The sequence below is a fragment of the Pseudomonas sp. NPDC008258 genome, from assembly GCF_042956345.1.
Taxonomy (GTDB): Bacteria; Pseudomonadota; Gammaproteobacteria; order Pseudomonadales; family Pseudomonadaceae; genus Aquipseudomonas.
Genome location: NZ_JBIBGE010000022.1, coordinates 95,362 through 115,514, shown reverse-complemented (window position 1 = coordinate 115,514; position 20,153 = coordinate 95,362). Strand labels below are relative to the sequence as shown.

Annotated in this window: 15 protein-coding genes, 1 tRNA gene and 2 pseudogenes; 7 read left to right on the top strand and 11 right to left on the bottom strand. The window is 50.8% G+C overall.

Annotated features, from left to right (window positions below; genetic code table 11):
• Positions 1-232: 232 nt before the first annotated feature.
• A complete protein-coding gene (locus ACFY9W_RS18610; protein WP_003254499.1) occupies positions 233-559 on the bottom strand; it encodes an Arc family DNA-binding protein in 327 nt (108 codons plus the stop codon).
• A 345-nt stretch (positions 560-904) separates the two neighbouring features.
• On the opposite strand from ACFY9W_RS18610, the gene phnN reads away from it, so the two are divergent.
• The 3 genes from phnN (at position 905) to ACFY9W_RS18595 (ending at position 3,101) form a co-directional block, all read left to right on the top strand.
• On the top strand, positions 905-1,498 hold the full coding sequence (phnN, locus tag ACFY9W_RS18605) for a phosphonate metabolism protein/1,5-bisphosphokinase (PRPP-forming) PhnN (protein ID WP_391132823.1): 594 nt from the start codon (positions 905-907) through the stop codon (positions 1,496-1,498).
• A 111-nt stretch (positions 1,499-1,609) separates the two neighbouring features.
• Positions 1,610-1,686 (top strand) — tRNA-Arg (locus ACFY9W_RS18600).
• Between the two features lie 89 nt (positions 1,687-1,775).
• Positions 1,776-3,101 carry a hypothetical protein gene (locus ACFY9W_RS18595; RefSeq protein ID WP_391132820.1) on the top strand — a complete coding sequence of 442 codons (1,326 nt, stop codon included), beginning with the start codon at positions 1,776-1,778 and terminating at the stop codon, positions 3,099-3,101.
• Here the strand turns inward: ACFY9W_RS18595 and ACFY9W_RS18590 are convergent.
• Complete coding sequence (locus ACFY9W_RS18590) at positions 3,098-3,706, bottom strand: recombinase family protein (protein WP_391132817.1); 609 nt, start codon at positions 3,704-3,706, stop codon at positions 3,098-3,100. The two genes, ACFY9W_RS18595 and ACFY9W_RS18590, sit on opposite strands and share 4 nt — an antisense overlap.
• A 124-nt stretch (positions 3,707-3,830) precedes the next feature.
• Between ACFY9W_RS18590 and ACFY9W_RS18585 the strand changes: the two are divergent.
• Positions 3,831-4,062 (top strand): annotated as a pseudogene (locus ACFY9W_RS18585) (IS3 family transposase); the annotation flags it as partial.
• Between the two features lie 123 nt (positions 4,063-4,185).
• Positions 4,186-4,749, top strand: coding sequence for a hypothetical protein (locus ACFY9W_RS18580; RefSeq protein ID WP_391132814.1), 564 nt, complete (start codon positions 4,186-4,188; stop codon positions 4,747-4,749).
• Positions 4,750-4,905: 156 nt separating this feature from the next.
• Here the strand turns inward: ACFY9W_RS18580 and ACFY9W_RS18575 are convergent, their stop codons facing one another.
• Positions 4,906-8,721 (bottom strand): SIR2 family protein, encoded by a 3,816-nt coding sequence (locus ACFY9W_RS18575; protein WP_391132811.1) that lies wholly within the window; start codon positions 8,719-8,721, stop codon positions 4,906-4,908.
• 503 nt (positions 8,722-9,224) lie between these two features.
• Here ACFY9W_RS18575 and ACFY9W_RS18570 point away from each other — a divergent pair.
• Positions 9,225-10,382: a phospholipase effector Tle1 domain-containing protein gene (locus ACFY9W_RS18570; protein ID WP_391132808.1), complete on the top strand. Its 1,158-nt coding sequence runs from the start codon at positions 9,225-9,227 to the stop codon at positions 10,380-10,382.
• A gap of 475 nt (positions 10,383-10,857) precedes the next feature.
• On the opposite strand, the gene ACFY9W_RS18565 is transcribed toward ACFY9W_RS18570, so the two are convergent.
• The 5 genes from ACFY9W_RS18565 to ACFY9W_RS18545 all read right to left on the bottom strand — a co-directional run bounded on the left by ACFY9W_RS18565 (position 10,858) and on the right by ACFY9W_RS18545 (position 16,210).
• Entirely contained in the window at positions 10,858-11,439 is a 582-nt protein-coding gene (locus tag ACFY9W_RS18565) for an SLATT domain-containing protein (RefSeq protein WP_212624465.1), read from the bottom strand.
• Positions 11,417-12,295 (bottom strand): hypothetical protein, encoded by an 879-nt coding sequence (locus ACFY9W_RS18560; protein WP_391132805.1) that lies wholly within the window; start codon positions 12,293-12,295, stop codon positions 11,417-11,419. Before ACFY9W_RS18560 ends, ACFY9W_RS18565 begins: the two co-directional genes overlap by 23 nt.
• A gap of 354 nt (positions 12,296-12,649) precedes the next feature.
• Positions 12,650-13,744, bottom strand: a complete 1,095-nt coding sequence (locus ACFY9W_RS18555) for an FRG domain-containing protein (RefSeq protein WP_391132802.1) — start codon at positions 13,742-13,744, stop codon at positions 12,650-12,652.
• On the bottom strand, positions 13,731-14,468 hold the full coding sequence (locus tag ACFY9W_RS18550) for a hypothetical protein (protein WP_212624468.1): 738 nt from the start codon (positions 14,466-14,468) through the stop codon (positions 13,731-13,733). The genes ACFY9W_RS18555 and ACFY9W_RS18550 overlap by 14 nt, the downstream gene beginning before the upstream one ends.
• Positions 14,469-15,289: 821 nt before the next feature.
• Entirely contained in the window at positions 15,290-16,210 is a 921-nt protein-coding gene (locus tag ACFY9W_RS18545) for a hypothetical protein (RefSeq protein ID WP_212624469.1), read from the bottom strand.
• Positions 16,211-16,468: 258 nt separating this feature from the next.
• Between ACFY9W_RS18545 and ACFY9W_RS18540 the strand changes: the two are divergent.
• Positions 16,469-17,326 (top strand): annotated as a pseudogene (locus tag ACFY9W_RS18540) (IS5 family transposase).
• 122 nt (positions 17,327-17,448) lie between these two features.
• Here ACFY9W_RS18540 and ACFY9W_RS18535 read toward each other — a convergent pair.
• The 3 genes from ACFY9W_RS18535 to ACFY9W_RS18525 form a co-directional block, all read right to left on the bottom strand.
• Positions 17,449-18,855, bottom strand: a complete 1,407-nt coding sequence (locus ACFY9W_RS18535; protein ID WP_391132798.1) for an amino acid permease — start codon at positions 18,853-18,855, stop codon at positions 17,449-17,451.
• 189 nt (positions 18,856-19,044) lie between these two features.
• Positions 19,045-19,371 carry an AzlD domain-containing protein gene (locus ACFY9W_RS18530; RefSeq protein WP_391132795.1) on the bottom strand — a complete coding sequence of 109 codons (327 nt, stop codon included), beginning with the start codon at positions 19,369-19,371 and terminating at the stop codon, positions 19,045-19,047.
• Complete coding sequence (locus ACFY9W_RS18525; RefSeq protein ID WP_391132792.1) at positions 19,368-20,102, bottom strand: AzlC family ABC transporter permease; 735 nt, start codon at positions 20,100-20,102, stop codon at positions 19,368-19,370. Before ACFY9W_RS18525 ends, ACFY9W_RS18530 begins: the two co-directional genes overlap by 4 nt.
• Positions 20,103-20,153 lie beyond the last annotated feature (51 nt).

Genomic DNA, 20,153 nt, shown 5'->3' with positions numbered 1-20,153 from the left:
CTCCCACGGTCTGTACTGCGCGAACAGTCAGAAGCGAGTTATGACCCTCCTCCTCCCTTCAAGTCCTACCATACAAGCGGGTTTACCCGCGAAGAATGCAACGCGGTACATGGCACCGGCATAGCCGGTGTTCGCGGGTAAACCCGCTCCCACAGAGGGCGGCGTTTGCTTCAGATCGGCGCCCATAAAAAAAGCCAGCTTACGCTGGCTTTTTTGTGCTCGCTTGCAGACCTCAGGAAGCGTCGGCGGCCATTTCCACATCGTGAGCGATGAGGGCGACCAGAGCGTTCTGCTGGCGGTGGGACAGTTGGCGGAAGCGTTGCAGCAACTCGCGCTCATGCAGGGACAGCTCAGGGCTGTCCAGGCGCATGCTCAGCTCGTCACCCAACGCACCTTCCTGGATAAGGCTCTGTTCCAGGCGCGCGATGATTTCGGAGTTCATGCTGCGATGATGGTTGCGCGCTACCTCGGCAATGCGCTCACGCATCCCGTCTGGCAGGCGGACGACGAACTTGTCAGCAGTGCGGCTCGAATAAATAGCCTGTTTCATTGGGCGCATATAAATTGACCGGATTTTGGTTCAGGGGAAGCGGTTCTCAAATTGGCCGCACGGGGTGGAAGTACGACCGTGGCGACGACAAAATGTTCAACCGTCAGTGAAAAATGGATGCTCATCTTGCCTCATGGTCGCCGTTTCCTTGGCGTCAAATCTGTGACAAATAGTGAGCCGGATAAAGGCTTTCTGCCAGTACCAATTATCAGAAATGAGTACTGGTTTGAAAAGTTTTACATGCTCCAACGCTCGCCACTGTCAGACTTTTGCCGTCAAAAACTGGTAAAACGCAGCAAAAAGCCAGGAAACCCCCTAAAATGCGCCGGGTTCCTTCCATAGAGCATAGTGGCTATGCAACATGACGCAAGCAACCGTCGATCAGGGACAGGCCGGTTGATATTTCTGGTAGGACCGTCGGGTTCGGGGAAAGATTCCCTGATCGACGCTTCACGTGAACGGTTGGCGGCTGCCGGGGTGGAAGTCGCCCGTCGTGTCATTACCCGCTCGGCCGAGGCCAAGGGGGAAGCCGCTCAAGGGGTCACGCCCGAGCAATTCGAGGCCCTGCGTGCGCAGGGTGCGTTTGCCATGCACTGGCGGGCCAATGGCCTGGAGTATGGCATTCCACAGCAGGTGGACCAGTGGCTGTCGGCGGGCAGGGCGGTGTTGGTAAATGGCTCGCGGGCCTACCTGGCCGAGGCGCGCAAGCGCTACCCGGATCTGCTGGCAGTGCTGGTCGAGGTCCGGCCGGATGTGCTGCGCCAGCGCTTGCTGGCCCGTGGTCGCGAAAGTGCCGAGGAAGTCGAACAGCGCCTGGCCCGCAGTGCCCGCTTGCAGGCGCTAAACGATCCGTCGGTGCATGTGCTGGACAACTCCACCACCCTGGAGGCTGCGGTCTCAGTCCTGTTCGGAATACTTCGCGATGAGGGTGTGTTGCCGCAGCTTTAGCACTGCCGGAAAAGGATTACGCGAAAAAGCCCGGCAGGTGCATGACAAACGCCAGCATGCTGGTTAACATGCTGGCCGTCCCGCTGTGCAGCGCTCGTTGCCGGTGTTTGCGTCTCAGTAGCTCAATTGGATAGAGCATCCCCCTCCTAAGGGGAAGGTTGCAGGTTCAATTCCTGCCTGGGACGCCATCTAAATCAATATGTTAGGTCGTTTCGCCCGGCCCACTTTTCCCCTCGCGGGTGCGCCATGGGTGCAATCGCAATCAAGGATGGTGGCTATGAGCGAACAGTTAGACCCGATTATCAATGAACTCAACGCCATCAATGAAGCGGTAAAGACTTCGATTTCTACCGCTGCTCCACTGAGCGTGAGCGGTGGCAATTGGTCGTTTCCCGGCATCTCGAGGGGGGAGCTCTGCAACAGGGTCATCGCTCTGCGTGATCTTGTAGCCGACGCTCAGGAGCCTAACGAAGGATCTGAAAAATATCTGACCAGCGTAGTTGAGCGGCTTGAGTTCCTTAGAAATCATACCGTCCCCCAGTTGGCCTCCAGTGCAAATGCAGCGGTTCCGGCATTGCTCATCACGTTGGAAGCGATTGAGAAAGGTTTATCACCGATCCTCACCGATTCAAAAGCTCTAGCTCTCAAAAACTCTCAGGCCGTGAAAAAAGCGGCAACTCAGGTCCGTTCCCTGGAGACTAAGCTGCGCGCACTCACGCCGCGGACCACTACCTTAGATGAAATGGTCAGCCGCATTGAGAAGGCACACGAAGCTGCGGATCAGCTTCCAACTGACCTGGAGAGTCTCGCGGAAGCTAAAAGCGCAGTAGGGGAGCTTCTAGGCCAAGCCACCGGAGAGAAAGCGGAGATTGCTGAGCTACTCAAGGCAATCCGGGCTCATGAAGAGGACCTACGATCTAAGTCGCAGGAAGCTGATGAAGTACTACAGAAATGCGTGTCAGCATATTCATCGGCCACAAGCCTCGGGCTCGCTGCAGCTTTTTCAGAACGTTCAAAGTCTCTGGATTTTTCAATGTGGGGATGGGTAATTGGCTTAATTGCTGCTCTTCTGGTTGGTGGGTTTGCGGGGTCTATTCAGCTGCACAATCTGGCCAGGGAGTTGTATAACCCAGAGGCCCAGAGCATGAGCATTGGTATAAACCTTGTTCTCTCGATCCTCTCGGTGGGAGGCCCTGTATGGTTTGCTTGGCTCTCAACAAAGCAGATTGGGCAGCGCTTTCGGCTGTCAGAGGACTATGCATTCAAGGCGTCTATCTCTCGTGCATATGAAGGATATCGAAGAGAAGCTGCTCGAATTGATGAGGACCTTGAGAGGCAGTTGCTCGGTTCGGCACTGGCGAGGTTGGATGAGCAGCCACTTCGATTGGTTGAAAGCAACAGCTTTGGTAGCCCTTGGCATGAACTTCTATCGTCCGAGCTAGTGAAAGACGCGGTGCGTACAGTGCCGGGATTCGTTGAAAAGGTAACCTCTATGGCTTCGTCAGCTCTGCAGCGAAAGGGATCAGCCCCTCAACCCCCAGCCTCTAACTCCTCGGTCGCAGCAAATGATGCTGCACCTGATCGTGTGGAAGAGAAGGCCTAGAGGTCACGAATCCTCAAAACGGTTGTAGTGGAGCACGCAGCGTGCCTAGCTGTTGCGCGAATGCCGAGGCCGGCACTCAGCAGTTCCTTGACCCGCTTGTGCAGCTCCTCGTCCACCGGTCGGCCTTGGTACTTTCCTGCTGCCTTGGCCTTCCGAATGCCCTGGGCTTGGCGCTCGCGGCGCTGTTCATAGTCCTTCCGGGCGATCGCCGCCATCATCTCCACTAACATCGAGTTGATCGCGGCAAGCATCCGCCCGGTGAATTCGTCGTCTTGCGTGTCACGCATACCCTGATGGCTGGTGGGCAGGTCAAGCGCAACGATACGCAGGCCTTTGGCGTCGATAGCACCCTTTAGCTTGGTCCAGTCATCCGCGGGGAGGCGGGAAAGGCGGTCGATTGATTCGACAAGCAGCACGTCACCCTTGCGAGCATCCTTGAGCAGGCGCAGTAACTCCGGCCGATCTGCGGTGGCACCGCTAGCGTTCTCCAGGTACTCGCAGGCGATGACCTTGTTATGGTCGCTGGCGAACTTCTCGAGAGAGGCCCGGGCACGGCCGGCGTCTTGCTCGTCAGTGGATGCTCGGAGGTAGGCGCGGATGAACATAGTGCAACCTGTATCAGTTAGGGTGTTGTCCTAATACTGTTGCACTTTGGATGGTACTTATCAAGCGAAAAGGCTGATAATGGCTCTAATTGCCCGTATCAGCCTAGGCATACCCAAGGTATAAGGCTATCGCAAAATTCACGAGGACCTTCGGGAGCTGGGAGACACCTGTGGGCGAAATCGCATTGTGCACTTGATGAAGTCCGAGGGGGCGCAAAGGGCTATCGCCTGCGTTACCTAATCTCCTTGTGTGGCAGTTCATGGTTAATAAGCCGGACAAGGTCAGGGTGACAGGCATCACTTACATTCGCACCTATGAGAGATGGCTGTACCTTGTGGTAATACTGGATTATTTTATGAGCTTAGAGGGTATATAAGAAGTCAGAGGGGATTCAGAGCTTGATGAAATTGATGTGAAATAGTCTGTTATACTGGTGTGAAATAAATGCGAAATTATTCTTGTTCGGAGTATTGTAAATATGGTGCCAGGTAAAACATATTACCATGGAACAACAGCGCAAAATTTGACCAGCTTCAAGCTTGGTGTCAAAGGTTTTGGAGAATGTGCTACTCCCGTAAAGGGTATATGGTTGTCAGAATATCGTGACGGGGCAGAGTGGCAAGCGGTCCGAGCTAGAAATATTCGAGAGTCTAATAATGGCTTTGTTTACGAAGTTGTTTTAGGCGCGTGTACTGTGATTGCTGATGCGGTACAATCTTCTTTGCCTGATGATCAGTATGCCGCTTATAAGTCTAAGAAATCAATTCTTAAGAGAATTCTGTTAAAAAACGAACACTGGTATTACAGATTCGATAAGGATGCGAATTCTGTGCTTCGAAAAAAATACGAGTTGCCAGATGAGTTTAGTCGGGACCGGATAATAGATTTATGTAATGATGTTGGCATTGACGGGATCGCGAATCCGTTGGTGAGATTGTTAGGTAAGACAGTTCAGTCCAGTAATGAAACGATGTACGGAGAAAGCGTGCTGTTGCTCAATGTCAATAAAGTATATTCTCTACGTCTTGTTGGTACTGTTTAGGTTGTGTTATTCAAATAGTTTTATAGTGTCATTGGGTGATGAGGGGCGGGTGTTCGCCCACCCCGATTGCCTTATTATATCTAGTTAGAGGCTATAGTTGGTTTTTCAAAAAATGCCTAAAGATGCAAATTTTTTGTGCATTCTAGAACCACCATTTCAAACCTCCATGAATCTCATTTCCGGTAGTGGATCATGTTGCGTTTCTTTAAGCCAGCGCGAGGAGGCGTCGCCGGGGCCGTAAAATGTGCTTCCTCGAAGTGCTCGGGAAAGTCTCACGCAGGAATATCTAAGAATTGGTATATTGTCATCTGGAATACCGGTGCCATCCGGGCGATCTACGTAAGCGACTTCGGATAACAATATCTCAAGTCCCACATTAAGTAATGCATAGCAGCTTGGAGTAATCCAGTTGGGATGTTGCTCTACAATTTCAGCCATTACGTCGAGTGCCCATGGTAAAATTGGCATCCGGCGAGCGGAGACTACACCAGCTAGAGAATAAATGAGTCCGCTTGGGGCTTCGATTTTTTTTGAGTTTGGGTGCCTTGTCCAGTAGGTGATAATTTTTGCAATGTAGTTAGCACCCGAAATGTCGGAGTTGAACAGCCGGAGGAGGATTTCTCCCTCGATTTTAGCTAAGGCAGGCAGATTGTTCGCTTCAAAAGCACAGGCAAGCCCTGTACAAAGGAACATTGATTCATCCGTTACTTTAGCTTTTTGCATTTCCTCCAACCATGCGAAAAGCTCAGGACGTTTGACTAGGGCGCTCAGTGAATACTGATCAATGAAAGTGGCGATGACTCGATCAATCAGTTTCATACGCGCCAAAAGCATTTTTCTCACCTCATCAAGTCGTCCCAACTCTGGTTTAATGTGCTGCCATTCTTCATTCCACCAGGTTTTCATTATAAATAGTGCGGAAGACATCTCTTCTTCTGACCAAATCGATTCCTCAAGAGAATAGATGAGATCCGCTAAGAGACTGTCCGGATTTCTGATTCCCCATGAGCGGGAGAGCGTGCCTTCAGTATTTGTGCGCGTTGATGAGAAGCTTTCAAGTCGCTGCTTTAATATCCACTGGTGGTAACGCTTATGTATTGTTGTTTTTCGGTTACTACTAACCCAAACCATAGCCGCCCAGCTGTGGTGCTCCGGAATTATTGGCCATTCTTTTTTTGAGAAAAGCAGTCTTTCCAAAATAGACGACTGGCTTTTCGATACGCCTCCCCATTGTTTGAGCCAAAACAGTCGTGCCCAAATGCTCTCTGTGTTAGTGGGGTCTTCTGAATTTATCTCAGTTTTAACAGTGTTGCCTACTACCAAACGATCAATCAGGTCGTTCACTATTGCGTCGATTTCGCTGATTGTTTTGGTGAGGATTAAATCCCCATTGCGGCGATGTAGGTTGTGAAGATTAATCCAATCGGATTTGTGGAATTTGTCATTGACACCAACTTCCTGATGGTCAGGTATTGAGGCAAGAAGGGGGACAGCTTGTAGTCTCTCTGGTGGTGATAACGCCTCAAAGCAGTGTTTGATTAGATATGAGGTTTCTTCCCAGAGAGAAGGGTGGAGCAACATCTGCTTGGATTTAAACATACTTATAACCCTATTGAGCTGGTCGTATGCGAATCCAGGGGTGGTGATGCGAATGATAAGCCGGGATATTACCTGCATATGGAATTTTATGGTTCGCTCCATCATGTCGGACTCAAATTCACGAGGAAACATGCGCTCAACAAAATCCATTGATCGCTCGAAAAGTTGCTGGGCGAGTGATTCTGGAGTTTTTGCAACCTGATAACGCGATAGCCAGCCAGCTGAGTGAACGAGTTGCGTAGGTTTGCGTGGCTCAAGCATTTTGTTATTAAGCAGTCTCATCATGACGCTCAGTACCCGCTGCATGGAGTCAGCATGCTGCACCCACCAAGCCGCTTGTCCGAAGGACCCAATGTCAAAAGTAGCATTACCCACTCTTGGTACAAGGGACACTCTGTCACTGAGAGTCAACCATGCAAAAGCGGCATGGATTTTATCACTATATGAGTGTCCCGACCCAAGATGTCGTGTTGTGGAGTAGCGGCCTAACTCAAAAAGAGGGGTATAGGTTATAGGCTGTGAGGGCGCAGGTGTTTCTGCGTCAAGGTCGGCAGTGAGCTGTAATACCTCTTTACGGACGTCATGCCCCAGTGCTGCGAGATCGATTAGTCTCTTCGCAACGTCTTCAGGAAGATACTCTAATGAGCCTGTTGGTTTCTTTTTATTAAAGCTTACTTGAATTGAGTCGTGAATGTACCCAATCGCCATGCAGGCCCATGCCTCTTGCGAAAGGTAGAGAGTTGAATTAATGCGAGATCGTTGGTTCTTTCGCAGGCGCTTCAACCCGGTCACCGCAATTTCTAAGCCCGGAGTAACTTCGCCTAACTCCCCGAGCAGCATACCTTTCCTCACTAGCATGTAGCTATCGGGTGTTTGGATATCCCAGTCCTTTAATGATTTATGGGCAATGTCACGATCGCCAGAGTAAAGGTTAAGTAGGATCTCTTCATAAGTAATTTGATCTGCCACTTGCAGGTCAGTCGAAAAATTGCGAAGTAAAGAGCTTTTGATTTCTTCGAATTGGCTTTCACGTAAAGCTTCTCGAGCCCACCTCAAAACACTAAGCGCAAGCTCCTTCCATCGCTGCTGAAATTCTTGCGGAGTATCCGCTCCCAACTCCTTCAAGGGTTCGATTTCAGTTTTGCCGAATTTCGCTGCCTGGGGAGTAGTCTGATCTAAAATTCGTAGAGCCAGCTCAGCTATATCGTCGTTCATGCATTGGAGCAGTACATCTAGGTGCCAGGCGTACTCAGCTAGTATTACAACCCCTACGTGAGGTATTGAAGTTGCAAATTTATCTTGAGTTTCCTTAAAGTAGATCGCGTTATGTAAGTCTCTAGTGGTATAAAAGAATCTTTTTCTGACGGAATAAGGAGCAACGAACCATCCGGGATAATCATTTCTCATTATGCGGATGCTGCTATATGCGGTCACTACTTGCGCAAGTCGTTGTTCGGGACTCAAGGGGCCGTGGCCAACAAGACTTAATTCTGTAGGCTTCTTTCCCCAGTCCTCTACCTCCGCAGTCAGCGGTTTCTTTAATATTTCAAAGAGAGTTGCGAATCTGGCCGAATAGTCCCACTGTTCCTGTCGATCTATTGTAGGAAGAATAACTGGTGTAACACGGCGCGACTCCAGCAGCTTTAATGTTCCCAAGCTCGGCTGTCGGAGCAAAAAAAGGTATATTGGCAGCGCATGTTCGTCAAGCATGTCACGAACCCAGCCGATCCAGTGCAGAAAGTTTGGGTCATCTCCGGAAAAACCTATCAAGCAGAAAACATTTTCTAACATTGATTGTCTTACTAGATTTATAAAAGGTGCTGATTTTTCTGGATAACGACGATAATCTTCTTCAGTGAAAATGAAAGGGCGCTGAGAGGGGAATGAGCCATGTAGTTTTACTATGCGTCGCCGGTCTAGAATTTTGGATTGAGGAATGTCTTCTCTGCACATTACGGTGTAGTGTGCTTTATCGACGACGCTTTCGGCGGTGCGTTCTAACAAGGTGTCGTAGTTGGTGGTAAATATTTCCGACCAAGGCAGCGACAGAAGCTGGCGATGCAGGAGTCCTGGCGCCACTCTTTCGTCCGGGATAAGTCGCTTTAGCAGCTCTTCTAGAGCAGGTTTAGAAAATACCCTCGCGTATTGTTCGCCTAGTTGTGTCACCGTAGTTGCGGAGAAATTAGTTAAATCATCTGCGCCAGGGTTCAGCTCACGCCAAAGCTCTTGAGCTATTTCGTGCCACATCGCAAGTTCATCGCCGTTTTCAGCGTTTTTACTGAATCCCGCACCAACCATAACTGCGGCATTGCCATTCTCTAACGCTCGGCGAACGGCGTTATAGTGCACTTGATCCTGTTGAGCACTTGTCATTACTACCTCCATTGGTACGGGATTGCTGTGGCGTCGAGCATAGCGATGCTTAGCGTGTCAGTGAGGCCAAAGGGTCTACAATCTTCTCAGCTCAGCATTTTATTATCAACTCGTTACTTGCTGTCGCAGGGGGAGGCCCGCTGTTCCACTGAATTTTTGACGGTGGCCTGTCAGCGCTTCACGAAAAGCTACAGCAACCACTGATTTAAATCCGCTACGGGTTCCCTTTAATATAGTTGATGCGAAATTTTACTGTCATCAAGTAAAGGTGATTTTTGGTCAGGTGCTCAGCAGCCCCAGTAAGATTGGAATTTTTCTTCGCGAAGTTACCGCTCAATGCGAGTGGGATGTCCATGTTTTCGGCATCAGAGTGACCTGAAGCACAGCCAGTTATTTGGCGTCAATTCTGCGAGCTATTCTTGAGTTTCTACAGTCCAGTTGACCTTGACCTGTCCTTAAACAGATCTATCATTATTTATAGCTAATATCGAAGAGGGGTCGTTATGAGTAAATATATATTTGTGTTTCTTGATGGCACGGGAAATAAGCCAGGGCAGACGGATGTCTCGCCCCAAGATGGCGGACTAAAGTTGGTTGAGTCTAATACGTTAAAGCTCTGGAGGATGCTTACTCGGAGCAGAGATGACTACATAACAGAGCAGTTAGCAGGTGATCTGTTATATAAATATTATGGTATTGTTAAGAGCGCATACGCAGACAGCGGGTGTATTGGTGAGGCTATCTATTTTAATGGTGTTGGTACGCAAGGTGGTTCACTCGTGGAGAAGTATGAGGGCGCTACAGGGACAGGGACTTCTGTAAGGATAAGGGATGCTTATAGGTTTATTGCAGAGCAATATGAGGATGATTGCCGAATATGTATATTCGGTTTTAGCAGAGGCGCCTTTGCAGCTAGAAGCCTGGCGGGATTCATTGAGAGTGTTGGCGTTCCTCATGAGCGGAGAATAATACCTGAGGGTGAGTTCAGTGATATGTATAATTCTTATAGAGGAAAAAAAGATTATGATGGGCCGTTGAGAAAATACCTTGGCTCAGTAAAAATTTTTTTTGTTGGGGTCTGGGATACTGTAGGCTCTTTAAGTTTAGGGGCAACCGTTAATAATTTTCACAAGATATGCCCGAAAAATGTAGAGAATGTGAGGCATGCGTTAGCTCTGGATGAGGTTAGACCCCATTTCATACCTGATTATTGGCCGTCTGGGCGCTCGAATTCGATTGTCGAATGTTGGTTCTGTGGGTCTCACAGTAATATAGGGGGAGGATATCAGCAATCTGAACTATCAAATATACCTTACATCTGGATGGCAAGAGAGTTTTTAAAGGTGAGTGGCCTGGAGCTTGATATTTATGGCGAGCATGCATACTCTCATGAAGCTGCCCCTGAGCAAGCGCTCGGAATGATTAGGGACTCGTTCAGTGAGTTTTATACTCAGGGAATAATGCAATTCGTGCTTCGCACAAAAAATATAGGTGGAAACAAAACCCCTCGAAATTTTTTGGCGGGACAGTATTTCCATCCGTCGGTACTTGATGTTATGAAGGGGATTCCAGAGTATAGACCTTTAGCTCTGCGTAATAATGAGGTTGTGGATTCAGCGTTTGTTTCAATTAGGGTTATTCATGCTGATGATTGGGTCTAGATTTTGTGGAGTATGTATAGGTGAGGTTCTAAAAGTTGTGAGTTTGAACGTGTGAGAAAGGGGCGCAAAGAAACTGATTATTCGATATTTACGATATTTTTAACGAGGCGGGGGGGGTAAGTTGGCGAGCCAATAACTTCATCCCTAGCTTGAGCAATGTTTTTATGGCTACCTCCCCCTAAAAATTTGCATGGCGGCTGAGGCCAACTATAAGTTTTGGCTCCTTGCTGCCGATGGCAACGTTAGCGGTTATTTATTTGACTTTGTACATAATGTCGCACGGGTGCTATAGCAATACGCAAAGTGCTCTGAGCCTTTCTACAATCATTCAGGGCTACGTCCCTAAGACCGAAAATGAACAAACTTCACATTCACACTATAGCCGCAGAAGATTTGCTGGTTAATTAGATTTATTTGCAATATGCTATTGCTGCGCGCGTCGCCTTGATGGGGCCGTCGCTAGCGATTTTTTATTTTACTGCATGGCGCTGCCTTTCTTACGTAGCTGTTTGGGGAGCATCTTATTCAGTTCCTCGTCGGTGAAAAAAAGCTCCTCAGAGTCTTTGAGAGCTTTCTGCGCCGAAGCATAGCTCTTGCCATTGGTGCGTGGCGCGGCTTTATATATGTCTTCTAGGACATTGTTTAATCGGTCGCGCTCTTGGCGTACATCCTCCACTGAGCGACCGTCGTTCAGATCCACCAACAAGCTGAGAAGGGCTTCTCGTGTGCCCCACAGTTTCGCACCGACTTCGGTGTGTAGCTGCGCCTGTTCGCCAAGTGATGCTTCTTTGAAGTACAGTGCGCAGCCGGCTAAGATGGCTGAAAGGATGGCACCAACCACCGTCGCTCCCTGACTATCACCTAATAAGGCAGCGATTAAACTGGTCGTGGTGGATGCTGAAAGTATAATTTCTAAGAGTTTTATGTGTTTGTAACGAGACACATAAGCATCTGCCATTTTTTGGTGGGTTTTATGCGTATATGCGGCGCGGCCATACATCTCGCGGAGTTGGCCTTCCAGTGCGTAGTTCTTGTCAATAGGGGAAGGCTGTGCCATAGATACCTCTGTAGATTTGCTTGGCGGTGTAGTGGAAGTTATATTTTTGATTATCGATAGCTTCTATCGTACGGAGTTCAGCTTGGCGTGCTTTATACCGAAAATCACTGCCGAACACCCATGATCCGCTTCCAGGAGCAGTCCAATACAATTTATCCGTAGACTGGCTAGCAAGGAACGAAAAAAAATCTCTCGTCATCCAGTCATAGTAGAGGAATGATTTGTCCTTATATGGCCACTTATCAATAAACTGATATGCCAATGTATCAATGAGCATACCGCTCATGGCGACATTGTTTTGATCACGCCACGCGCGTGCCATGCGCGCAAGTTCGACTAAGTTGTAATTGCATGTGGAGTTTCTCGCGCTGAATGCCGTTAACTCCTGCTTAGGCTTGCAGGATCGCCATGAGCCGCCATTATTGGTGTCAGCGAAAGTATAGCCTCCCTCGGTGTTCTGGAATGCGGGCAGCACCTCAAACTTAATTCCGTCGTCAAACCTAAGAACAATAACTTGTCCATCTCCTCCGATTTGGGTGCTGGAGTAGGTTTTCAAGATAGAGGCGCGTATATTAGCTAATAATGCTGACTGCCCATTGCCGCTATGGCTGTTGAAACGGGTATACAGATTACTGGGGAGTTCGTAAAGCAAATCCACATCGCTCACGCTTGGGATGGCTGTTGAACGTCCATACGAGCCTACGTAAAACCGATAACTGGTCTTGGAGTTGAGGCCGCGAAGGTCTGCGTTCAGCTGACTAACAATTCTGCCCGTGCGGTAAGCGATAGAGCTTCGCTTATCCGATCCAATGCGGATGTTTCCGCAAAACGTTTGAAACCAATCGCCGACAGACATAGTGCGTTTTTCCTCTGCTGACTCAGATTTTTCTCTTCTAAAAAACCTGTAGGTGGCCCCCACCGCCTGATTTGGCTGCTGGGATGAAATCTAGACGCCTGAATAGTTGTCAATCGGATACATGGATGTCTCATGGCGCGAGGGTGCACACCCATCTGGATGCATGGTCTGTGCCTGGTGATAGCTATATAGACTCTGCCTCATCATGAACGAGTGAATCGCCCCTGGTTTCGTAGACACCTCCAAGCCTCATAATGAGGTCCAGATAGGAGGTGCCATGGGTCGTCAACGTTACCCCGAAGAATTCAAGATCGTAGCGGTCAAGAAACGCTATTTCCTGAGCTTAGAGAGTTTCTAAGAAACCAGGGGCGATTCAACATGATAAATCTTCGATAGCAAATCCTGGACGACGGGTATCTTCAGGTCGCTTTTGCGCTCAAGAAGGAACTCAAGGAATTCGTCGTGCTGCGGCTTAGGAAAATAGTGCGTAGGCTGGGTTTCGAATTTCCAGTTCTCATGCCCTACAAGCTTCAAAGCAACATAAATTCTTTGGGCAGCGTTGTTCGGTGCATGCCCCCAGCCTGTGGAAAAGAACATGGCTGACTGGGCAGCCGGCCTTGTACACAGAAGGCGTCTCGGTGCCAGATTCTCATCTTTGAACAATTCATGATCGGAGAACCCCCCGAGCCCGTAGACGATCGGTGCAGCGGAAGCGGTTGCGCGCGTGGCCGTCATAACTCCATCGGCATTCGTCTGGAATGTATGAAGGGCAAAAAACAGGGCCACATTTATATCATCTGTAACGTCTAAGCCTACGCTAGGAAGGCCATAGTGCTGTGCCGTCGCGAAGCCCCACATCCTATAACGATAGGAATTGACGAAACTCAGCAGTTCCCGCTGCATCCCCTGTTCTAAAGCCCGTTCGTGAACATATAGATCCAGCAGCGCGGACCATGCACCGAAGCTGTCAGGGAAGTACAGTTTAGTTCTAGCCGCAGAAGGCAACAATGAGGGCTCGCTTACGTCCTCCGTTCCATACAGGCGGAGCAATTCATCCTTAGTGCGTCCCGCTTTCTCCGTCGTGTAATGGGTAGACTGCCCACGCCATACGCCACTGAAGTTGGGATCACCTGATTTCACACTACCCGCGATGGCACGAACTTCCTCAATGGAACGGACCTCAATAACAGGTACGCGGCGGAATGGTACTCGTAAAAATGTTCCGTTGGCCAGATGGTCTAGCGGGCCCTCAGGCAGTTTTTCCGTGAGGCCGTAAACGGCAGCGCCGTGGGCCGGAGTCCAGCTCCAGCAATTCCCGTAAAGTGGGTCTACGTAAGCAGGAGTTCCTGTGCTCTCGTTGACTTGACTGATATCACAGGCAGGGGAGACCCGATCAGCAATCGGATTGACGTTATGCAAATGGGCGAATAATTGGTCAACGGAGCGCATCGAGCATTCTCTGGCCGGCCTGGATTGCTACTCCCAGCACGGCGGCGTCTACTGGAGGGAGCGTTTGAACATTCACTGCCCGGTAAGCAGTGTCGATCCTGGTCTGGCCCGGCGAGGAGAACTGTGTCCCCACCTCGAAGCCAAATGCGTAGAAGCAGACTGCTTCAATAAAGCTGGGCAGACAAGCGTCTGCATAAGGTCTATGGAAAATTTTGGGGCGTCCCCCGGTTGTCTCTTCAGCCTGGGTAGCTACGTTGTGCCAAGACTTGGTGAATTCGTATTTATCTAGGTAGAGACCCATGAGGCAGTTCAAGGGTGCTCGTATAAGCTCAATCGTTTCAGGCTGATCTTGGATGATGAACGCCCGCTTGCCGCCCATGTTGCGAGGTCGGCCAAGCTGAACGTTTGGTCTGAAACGCAGAGACTGCAAAGCCATAGCAGTCGCCTCGCTGATCTGAGGGTCCAAGGCTCGGCAAACGGCAACCTTTTGAGAAGGCACCACATATCCATTAATCAAGTATCCAAGGAGAATTGTGAAAATCTGTTCGAATTCAGGCTCTGCATGTTCAAGAGGCATCACCAAAAAACTCTCAGGCTGGTCGCCCGGTACAGTTCGCTCTTCAAAGATACGTGCCGCGACCATGACGTCGGCTACGGACGTCCAAGCGGAGAGTTCGCCCAGTATTTCGGCGCTTTTTGCACTTGGAAAATGCTCGTCGCTCATTAATACACTCCATATATTCACAGATACTCGGCCACTCTTGCTCTGTGCGCCTAGCGATATAAAGCAATCGCACGTGTAGACAAGCTTTGAGCCCATGGTCGTAGCCGAAGACCAATTGCAATCGATGGGCGCGTAATGGCCTTAGGCTCTTATGAAAACTTTATTTTTCACACAGGTAATTACTAATCTTCATCTAATGAAGCATACCATAAAAATGTGTGTATAGGTTTCCTGTGAGCGATATTTTTGCTCCTCATCGCGCCTTGGCTTCCGACGATCTCAAATTTTGGCAGGATATCACAATTCCTCACGTGTTTCCGAAGCCTTTAGGCATTCGGAATTCATCTCAGGCTCGCGTTTCTCCGGCATGTCTTAATCAATGCCACCCAATGGATGTATCTACTATGAGAGGTTTTATATTAATTGATTTTATATGAGTCATGATGACCTGCGTTTAGGTTTTTGGTGCGTGAAACAATTTGGCGATTGCCTGATCTTTTTACCGCTAAAGTATTTTGTGTGGGCAACGACTGTTATTGTTTGCTATCTCATGCTGGCTGGATTTTCTGTACTGTTTCTGTCGGGGAGGGTGAAGAATGAGCGGGTCAAGACATCATAATTATCTGTCTCGGTGCGATCCAAAGGCTATTGCGCAAAGTGGCTGTAAAAAGTCTAAGCATATGGTGTTGGATTTAAAGGGCAATAAGAAGTTCGATGCGGTCTAAAGGAGCGTTGGGGGTAAAGACGACTGCCGATATGATAATGTCTAAGCGACGACGAGGGTCGCCGCTAACGGCAGTGTATTTTAGATTGGCAATAGCTCAGAGTTCGACTATTTCCGCAATGTCATCAAGTGGGCCCATGCTTATAAATTTTATGGGGAGATCGGAAGTCGCTTCTCTAGGCGCCCAAATTGCTCTGTACTCATTCTGATAAGCGTATTTAAAGTGCTTGGCAAAATTCACATCAATTTTTGAAGGATTACAGAGCAGTGGGTCTACATATTTGACATTTTGAGCGAACCCCTCAAAGCCAGGCAGTGCGTGGCATCCAGTCTTAATTAATCGATTAATAAATAATCTTGGATTTTTGATAACTAAGCAAGCGTCAGCTTCAAAATCGGAAAATTCCCTATTCGTGTAATTTGAAGCGAAGCAGCACACATAGTAGTTTGTTCGGGCTTTTACTGAGTACTCAACCCTTCCGTAGCTGGCTGTGGGATTTCCAGCTTTCATATCTGCCTTAAGCTTAAAAGTTGCAGATCCTTTAAATGCTAATTCGTCGTCTCTGATTGCTGCATTTAAAGATGGGTCATTGTAAAACGATGCAGGAGTGACTCTAAAGTTTCCTGAGTGATACATCTCTTGAACGTATTTCTTCTTGGAGAATTTGAATAGCCACCCAGTCTGCAATCCACCGACTTTATCAATAGCGCTTTTCCCAAGTGGGGCTGCTGGAAAAGTAGGAGTTACGATACTGGCGGACTTAATGAAGCCATTAGTGAATCCATTGGGGTATGGTCCGTGGCGTTTTTCCATCTCTGTCAATATGTGGGTCCACTTGATCCACATTTCAACATTAATGTCTTTGCCTGTGCGAACACTCAGGCGGCCACTCGAATCTAAAACGGAGATGAGATTTATAATGTCATTAGCCCTTTCTTCAAGCTCCGCGCTATAAAGGTTGGTAAGATATGGATTGAGTAAATAATCGTTGCGCCATTTCTGTGAGCGGGTGAGCATGGGTCGGGAATCCTTTTAAAGTATGAAGCGTAACTGGCCACGACAGATTAACCTAGGTCATGGGTATAGTCCCAGAGTGGGCAAAGTTTTTATTCAGCTCATCTTTGACCGCTCGTAAGTGTACGCGTGTACATTCTTGTGACAGCGAAAGAGGGCTCAGGTCTAGGCTCTGTACGAAATCCTGAGAAACCCAATCGCCGCCCCTTGAACGCTGAGATTTTGTAGAGTCACCCGCCATCGACGGAAAGGAATTCTGTAATGGCAAGGCGTTACGAACTCTCGGACGAAGCCTGGGGAGTGGTCTGCGATCTCTTCATTGAAACCCATGGTCGCGGGCGGCCCAGACTGAGCGACCGACTGATGCTAGATGGCGTGCTCTGGGTACTCTGCTCGGGCGCTGCATGGCGAGATATGCCGGAGCGCTTCGGTCCTTGGTCAACGGTGTATCAACGGTTTCGCGGCTGGCGAAATCAGGGGATATTCGATCAGGTGCTCAAACGCTTGCACCTGAGATCGAATGAGCAAGGCTTGATCGATCTGCAAACCTGAATGATCGACTCAACCGCTGTCCGCGCAACCCGAGCCTCATCTGGCACTCGGAAAAAAGGGGGCTGACGAGCCTGCCGATCACGCTTTAGGTCGCAGTCACGGTGGCCTGACAACCAAAATCCACATGCTCTGCGATGCCAACGGGACACCGTTGCGCTTCCTCCTCTCTGGCGGTCAAGCCAGTGACATCAGCTATGCCCAGCCATTGCTGGACGACGTCAGCATTCCATCAAGCCAACCTGGCCGCGCCCGCGTATACGCTGCAAATGGTTGCTTGCTGACAAGGACTACGACGCCGAAGCGCTACGCCGCTACTGCGACCAATATCGAATGCAGCCCGTCATCCCGATGCGCTCGATGAAGCGCAAACCCAAGCCTGGCTTACCCAGACTGTTTGATCGGCCCAAGTACCGACAGCGCAACATCATCGAGCGCATGTTTGGCTGGCTGAAAGAGAACCGCCGCATCGTGACACGCTTCGACAGGCTTGCGAAAAGCTATGCCGCCATGGTCTCACTGGCTTGTTCCATGCGGTGTTTGCGACATCTCTTTTCGTACAGAGCCTAGTCTCTCGAATTTGTGAGTAGTCACAAATTCAACAACAAGCGCGTTTTGCATAAATTTCAATAAAATCATGTACCTATAATCTATTTGGTTATTTCGGAGGCCTTAGAACTCCAGATAAAGGTTCAATTCCTGCCTGGGACGCCATTTCTTGTCTCTACCCCCTTCGCATCCGCCTCATTTTCAGCCGCCCGCTGGCGCATCACGAAATACCCCGCCACCACCAACAGCACCGCCAGCACCGTGAACCAGAACTGGAAACGCGACGCTGGGTCGATTGCCTGGGTGCCGATCACCGCCAGCAAGGCGAACAACGCGACGATATTGGCGTACGGGAACAGCCAGGCGCGGAAGGCGTTGGGGTCGATCGCTTCGTGGCGGGTTTTCCAGCGCATGGCCACGTGGGCGATGATGATGAAGATCCACACCACCATCACCAGGCTGCCGGTGCTCTTGGCCAGGGTCATGAACAGGTCGCCGCCGCTGACGAAGTGTACGGTCAGGATCGTCGTGCAGATCGACAGGCTCAGCAGCAGCGCGTTGATCGGCACACCCTTGGCGCTGGTGCGCGAGAACAGCTTGGGCGCATGCCCGCGCTGGCTCAGGGAGAACAGCATGCGTGAGTTGGAGAACATGAACGAGTTCATCACCGACATGAACGAGACGAACAGTACCAGCTTCATGGCCACCGCAGCGCCACCGAAACCGGCCAGGCTGAACAGCGACACGTAAGGCGAGGCCAGGTTGGCTTTGTCGGTCCAGGGCAGGCACAGGATCAGGATCGACACAGAGCCCACGTAGAACAGCATCACCCGAAGGATCACGCTCTTGATGGCGCGGATCACGTTCTGCCGCGGGTTCTGCGACTCGCCCGCCGCGACGGCGGCGATTTCGCTGCCACCCAACGAGAAGATCACCACGATCACACCGGCCATCACCGGCGACAACCCGTTGGGCATGAAACCGTCATGGGCGGTGAGGTTGACCAGCCCGGGGGAGGGAATGTTGCTGTGCAGGCCCAGCAGGATCGAGATGCCCAGCAGCATGAAGATGAGGATGGTGGCCACCTTCATCGCGGCCAGCCAGTATTCCACTTCGGCAAACGAGCGCACCGAGTAGGCATTGCTGGCCATCAGGGTCACCAGCATCAGGAAGGCACCTGCCCAGATCGGCAACCACGGTAGAAAGTCGTGCAGGATGGCGCCCAGCAGCACGGCTTCGAGGGTGATGGTCATCATCGACTTGAACCAGTACAGCCAGCCTACGGCAAACCCTGCCCAGTTGCCGAGCCAGGTGTTGGCATAGGTCGAGAACGACCCGGCGTCCGGGTTGCGACAGGCCATTTCGCCTAGCATGAACATGACCAGGGTAACCACCAGGCCGCCGATGAAGTACGACAGGATGGCCGCTGGGCCCGCTGAAGCGATCAACGAGCCGGAACCCATGAACAACCCTGCGCCGATCACCCCACCCAGGGCGATCATGGTGATGTGCCGCTGTTTCAGGCTTTGCTTCAAACTGTTGGATTGCATTTCCTTGTCCTCTCTTATTATTGGGGGAACCGACAACGTCCCCCAACGCAGGCATCGTCATGCGCCTGCGTCCACGCGTGGCAAATAGCTACCAGCCTGCCACCCTGGACAATAAGGCCAAGGACCTCAAACGAATTCTCTGCACAACATCCTGCCGATTTTTCCTGAGGAACGCTTGCGCAGGTATGCCTACATTCCCCAGTGCTTGAGTGCCCACAACACCCCCATGCCCACAACCAGCGTCAGCATCGTGCTGCGCGTGCGCCAGGCCACCAGTGCCGCCAGCACCGCCGCAGGTATCTGCGGGTTCATCCAGTCGAAACCGGCATTCCTGTCAGGCAGCACCACGGCCGGTAGCACCAGTGCCGCGAGAACGCTGGCAGGCACGTAGGCCAACGCACGGCGAAACAGCGGGGGGATGCGCAGCACCGTGTGCAATTCGATGAACGATAACCGGATGGCGAAGGTGCCCAGGCCAATCAGCACGAAGGTTATCCACTGGGTTGTTTCGCTCATGATGCTTCCTGTTCGGTGTGGGCCTCAGGTACGGCCTGTTCTTTCTGCCTGCTCTCGATGACCAGCCCGGCAACAATGCCGCCCACGGCACCGGCCAGCAGGCCGAGGTTGTAGGGCAGGTGGGCCGCCAGCACGGCAAGCACGCCGCCGGTCAGCGCTGCGCCCAGCATGGCGGTGTTGCGGATGCCCGGTATCAGCAGCGCCAGGAACGACAATGGAATGGCAAAGCCCAGTGACCAGTCTTCCGGGATGCCCGCACCCAGATACATACCTGCCAGTACCGAGAGGTTCCACCCGAAGAACATGGTGATGGCCGTGCCGGCATAGTAGGGGTAGGCATGGCGACCCAGCTCGCCAGAGCCCATCTTCAGCGTGCAGAGGGCAAAGGATTGGTCCGACAGCAGGTAAGCCATCGGCCACTTGTGGCGGCGCGGCAGATGGCCCAGGTGCGGGGCCAGGCTTGCGCTGTACATCAGGAATCGCAGGTTGATCACCAGGGCGGTGACCACCATGGTCACTGGCAGGGCGGCATTTTGCATCAGCTGCATGACCACCATCTGCGCGGACCCTGAATAGAACAGCAAGGTCATGCCGATGGCGTCGGTGGGTGAGAGGCCCATGCCAATAGCCGTGACCCCGGTGATCAGGCCAAAGGGCACGATGCCGGAGGTCAATGGCAGAACGCTGTGAGCGCCCTGCCTGAATGCATGGGTCCCGCTTGGGTACGGCATTTTGGTTCCTTCGAAGGTGTTCTGGAAGTGCAATGTATGTACTTGCACGTT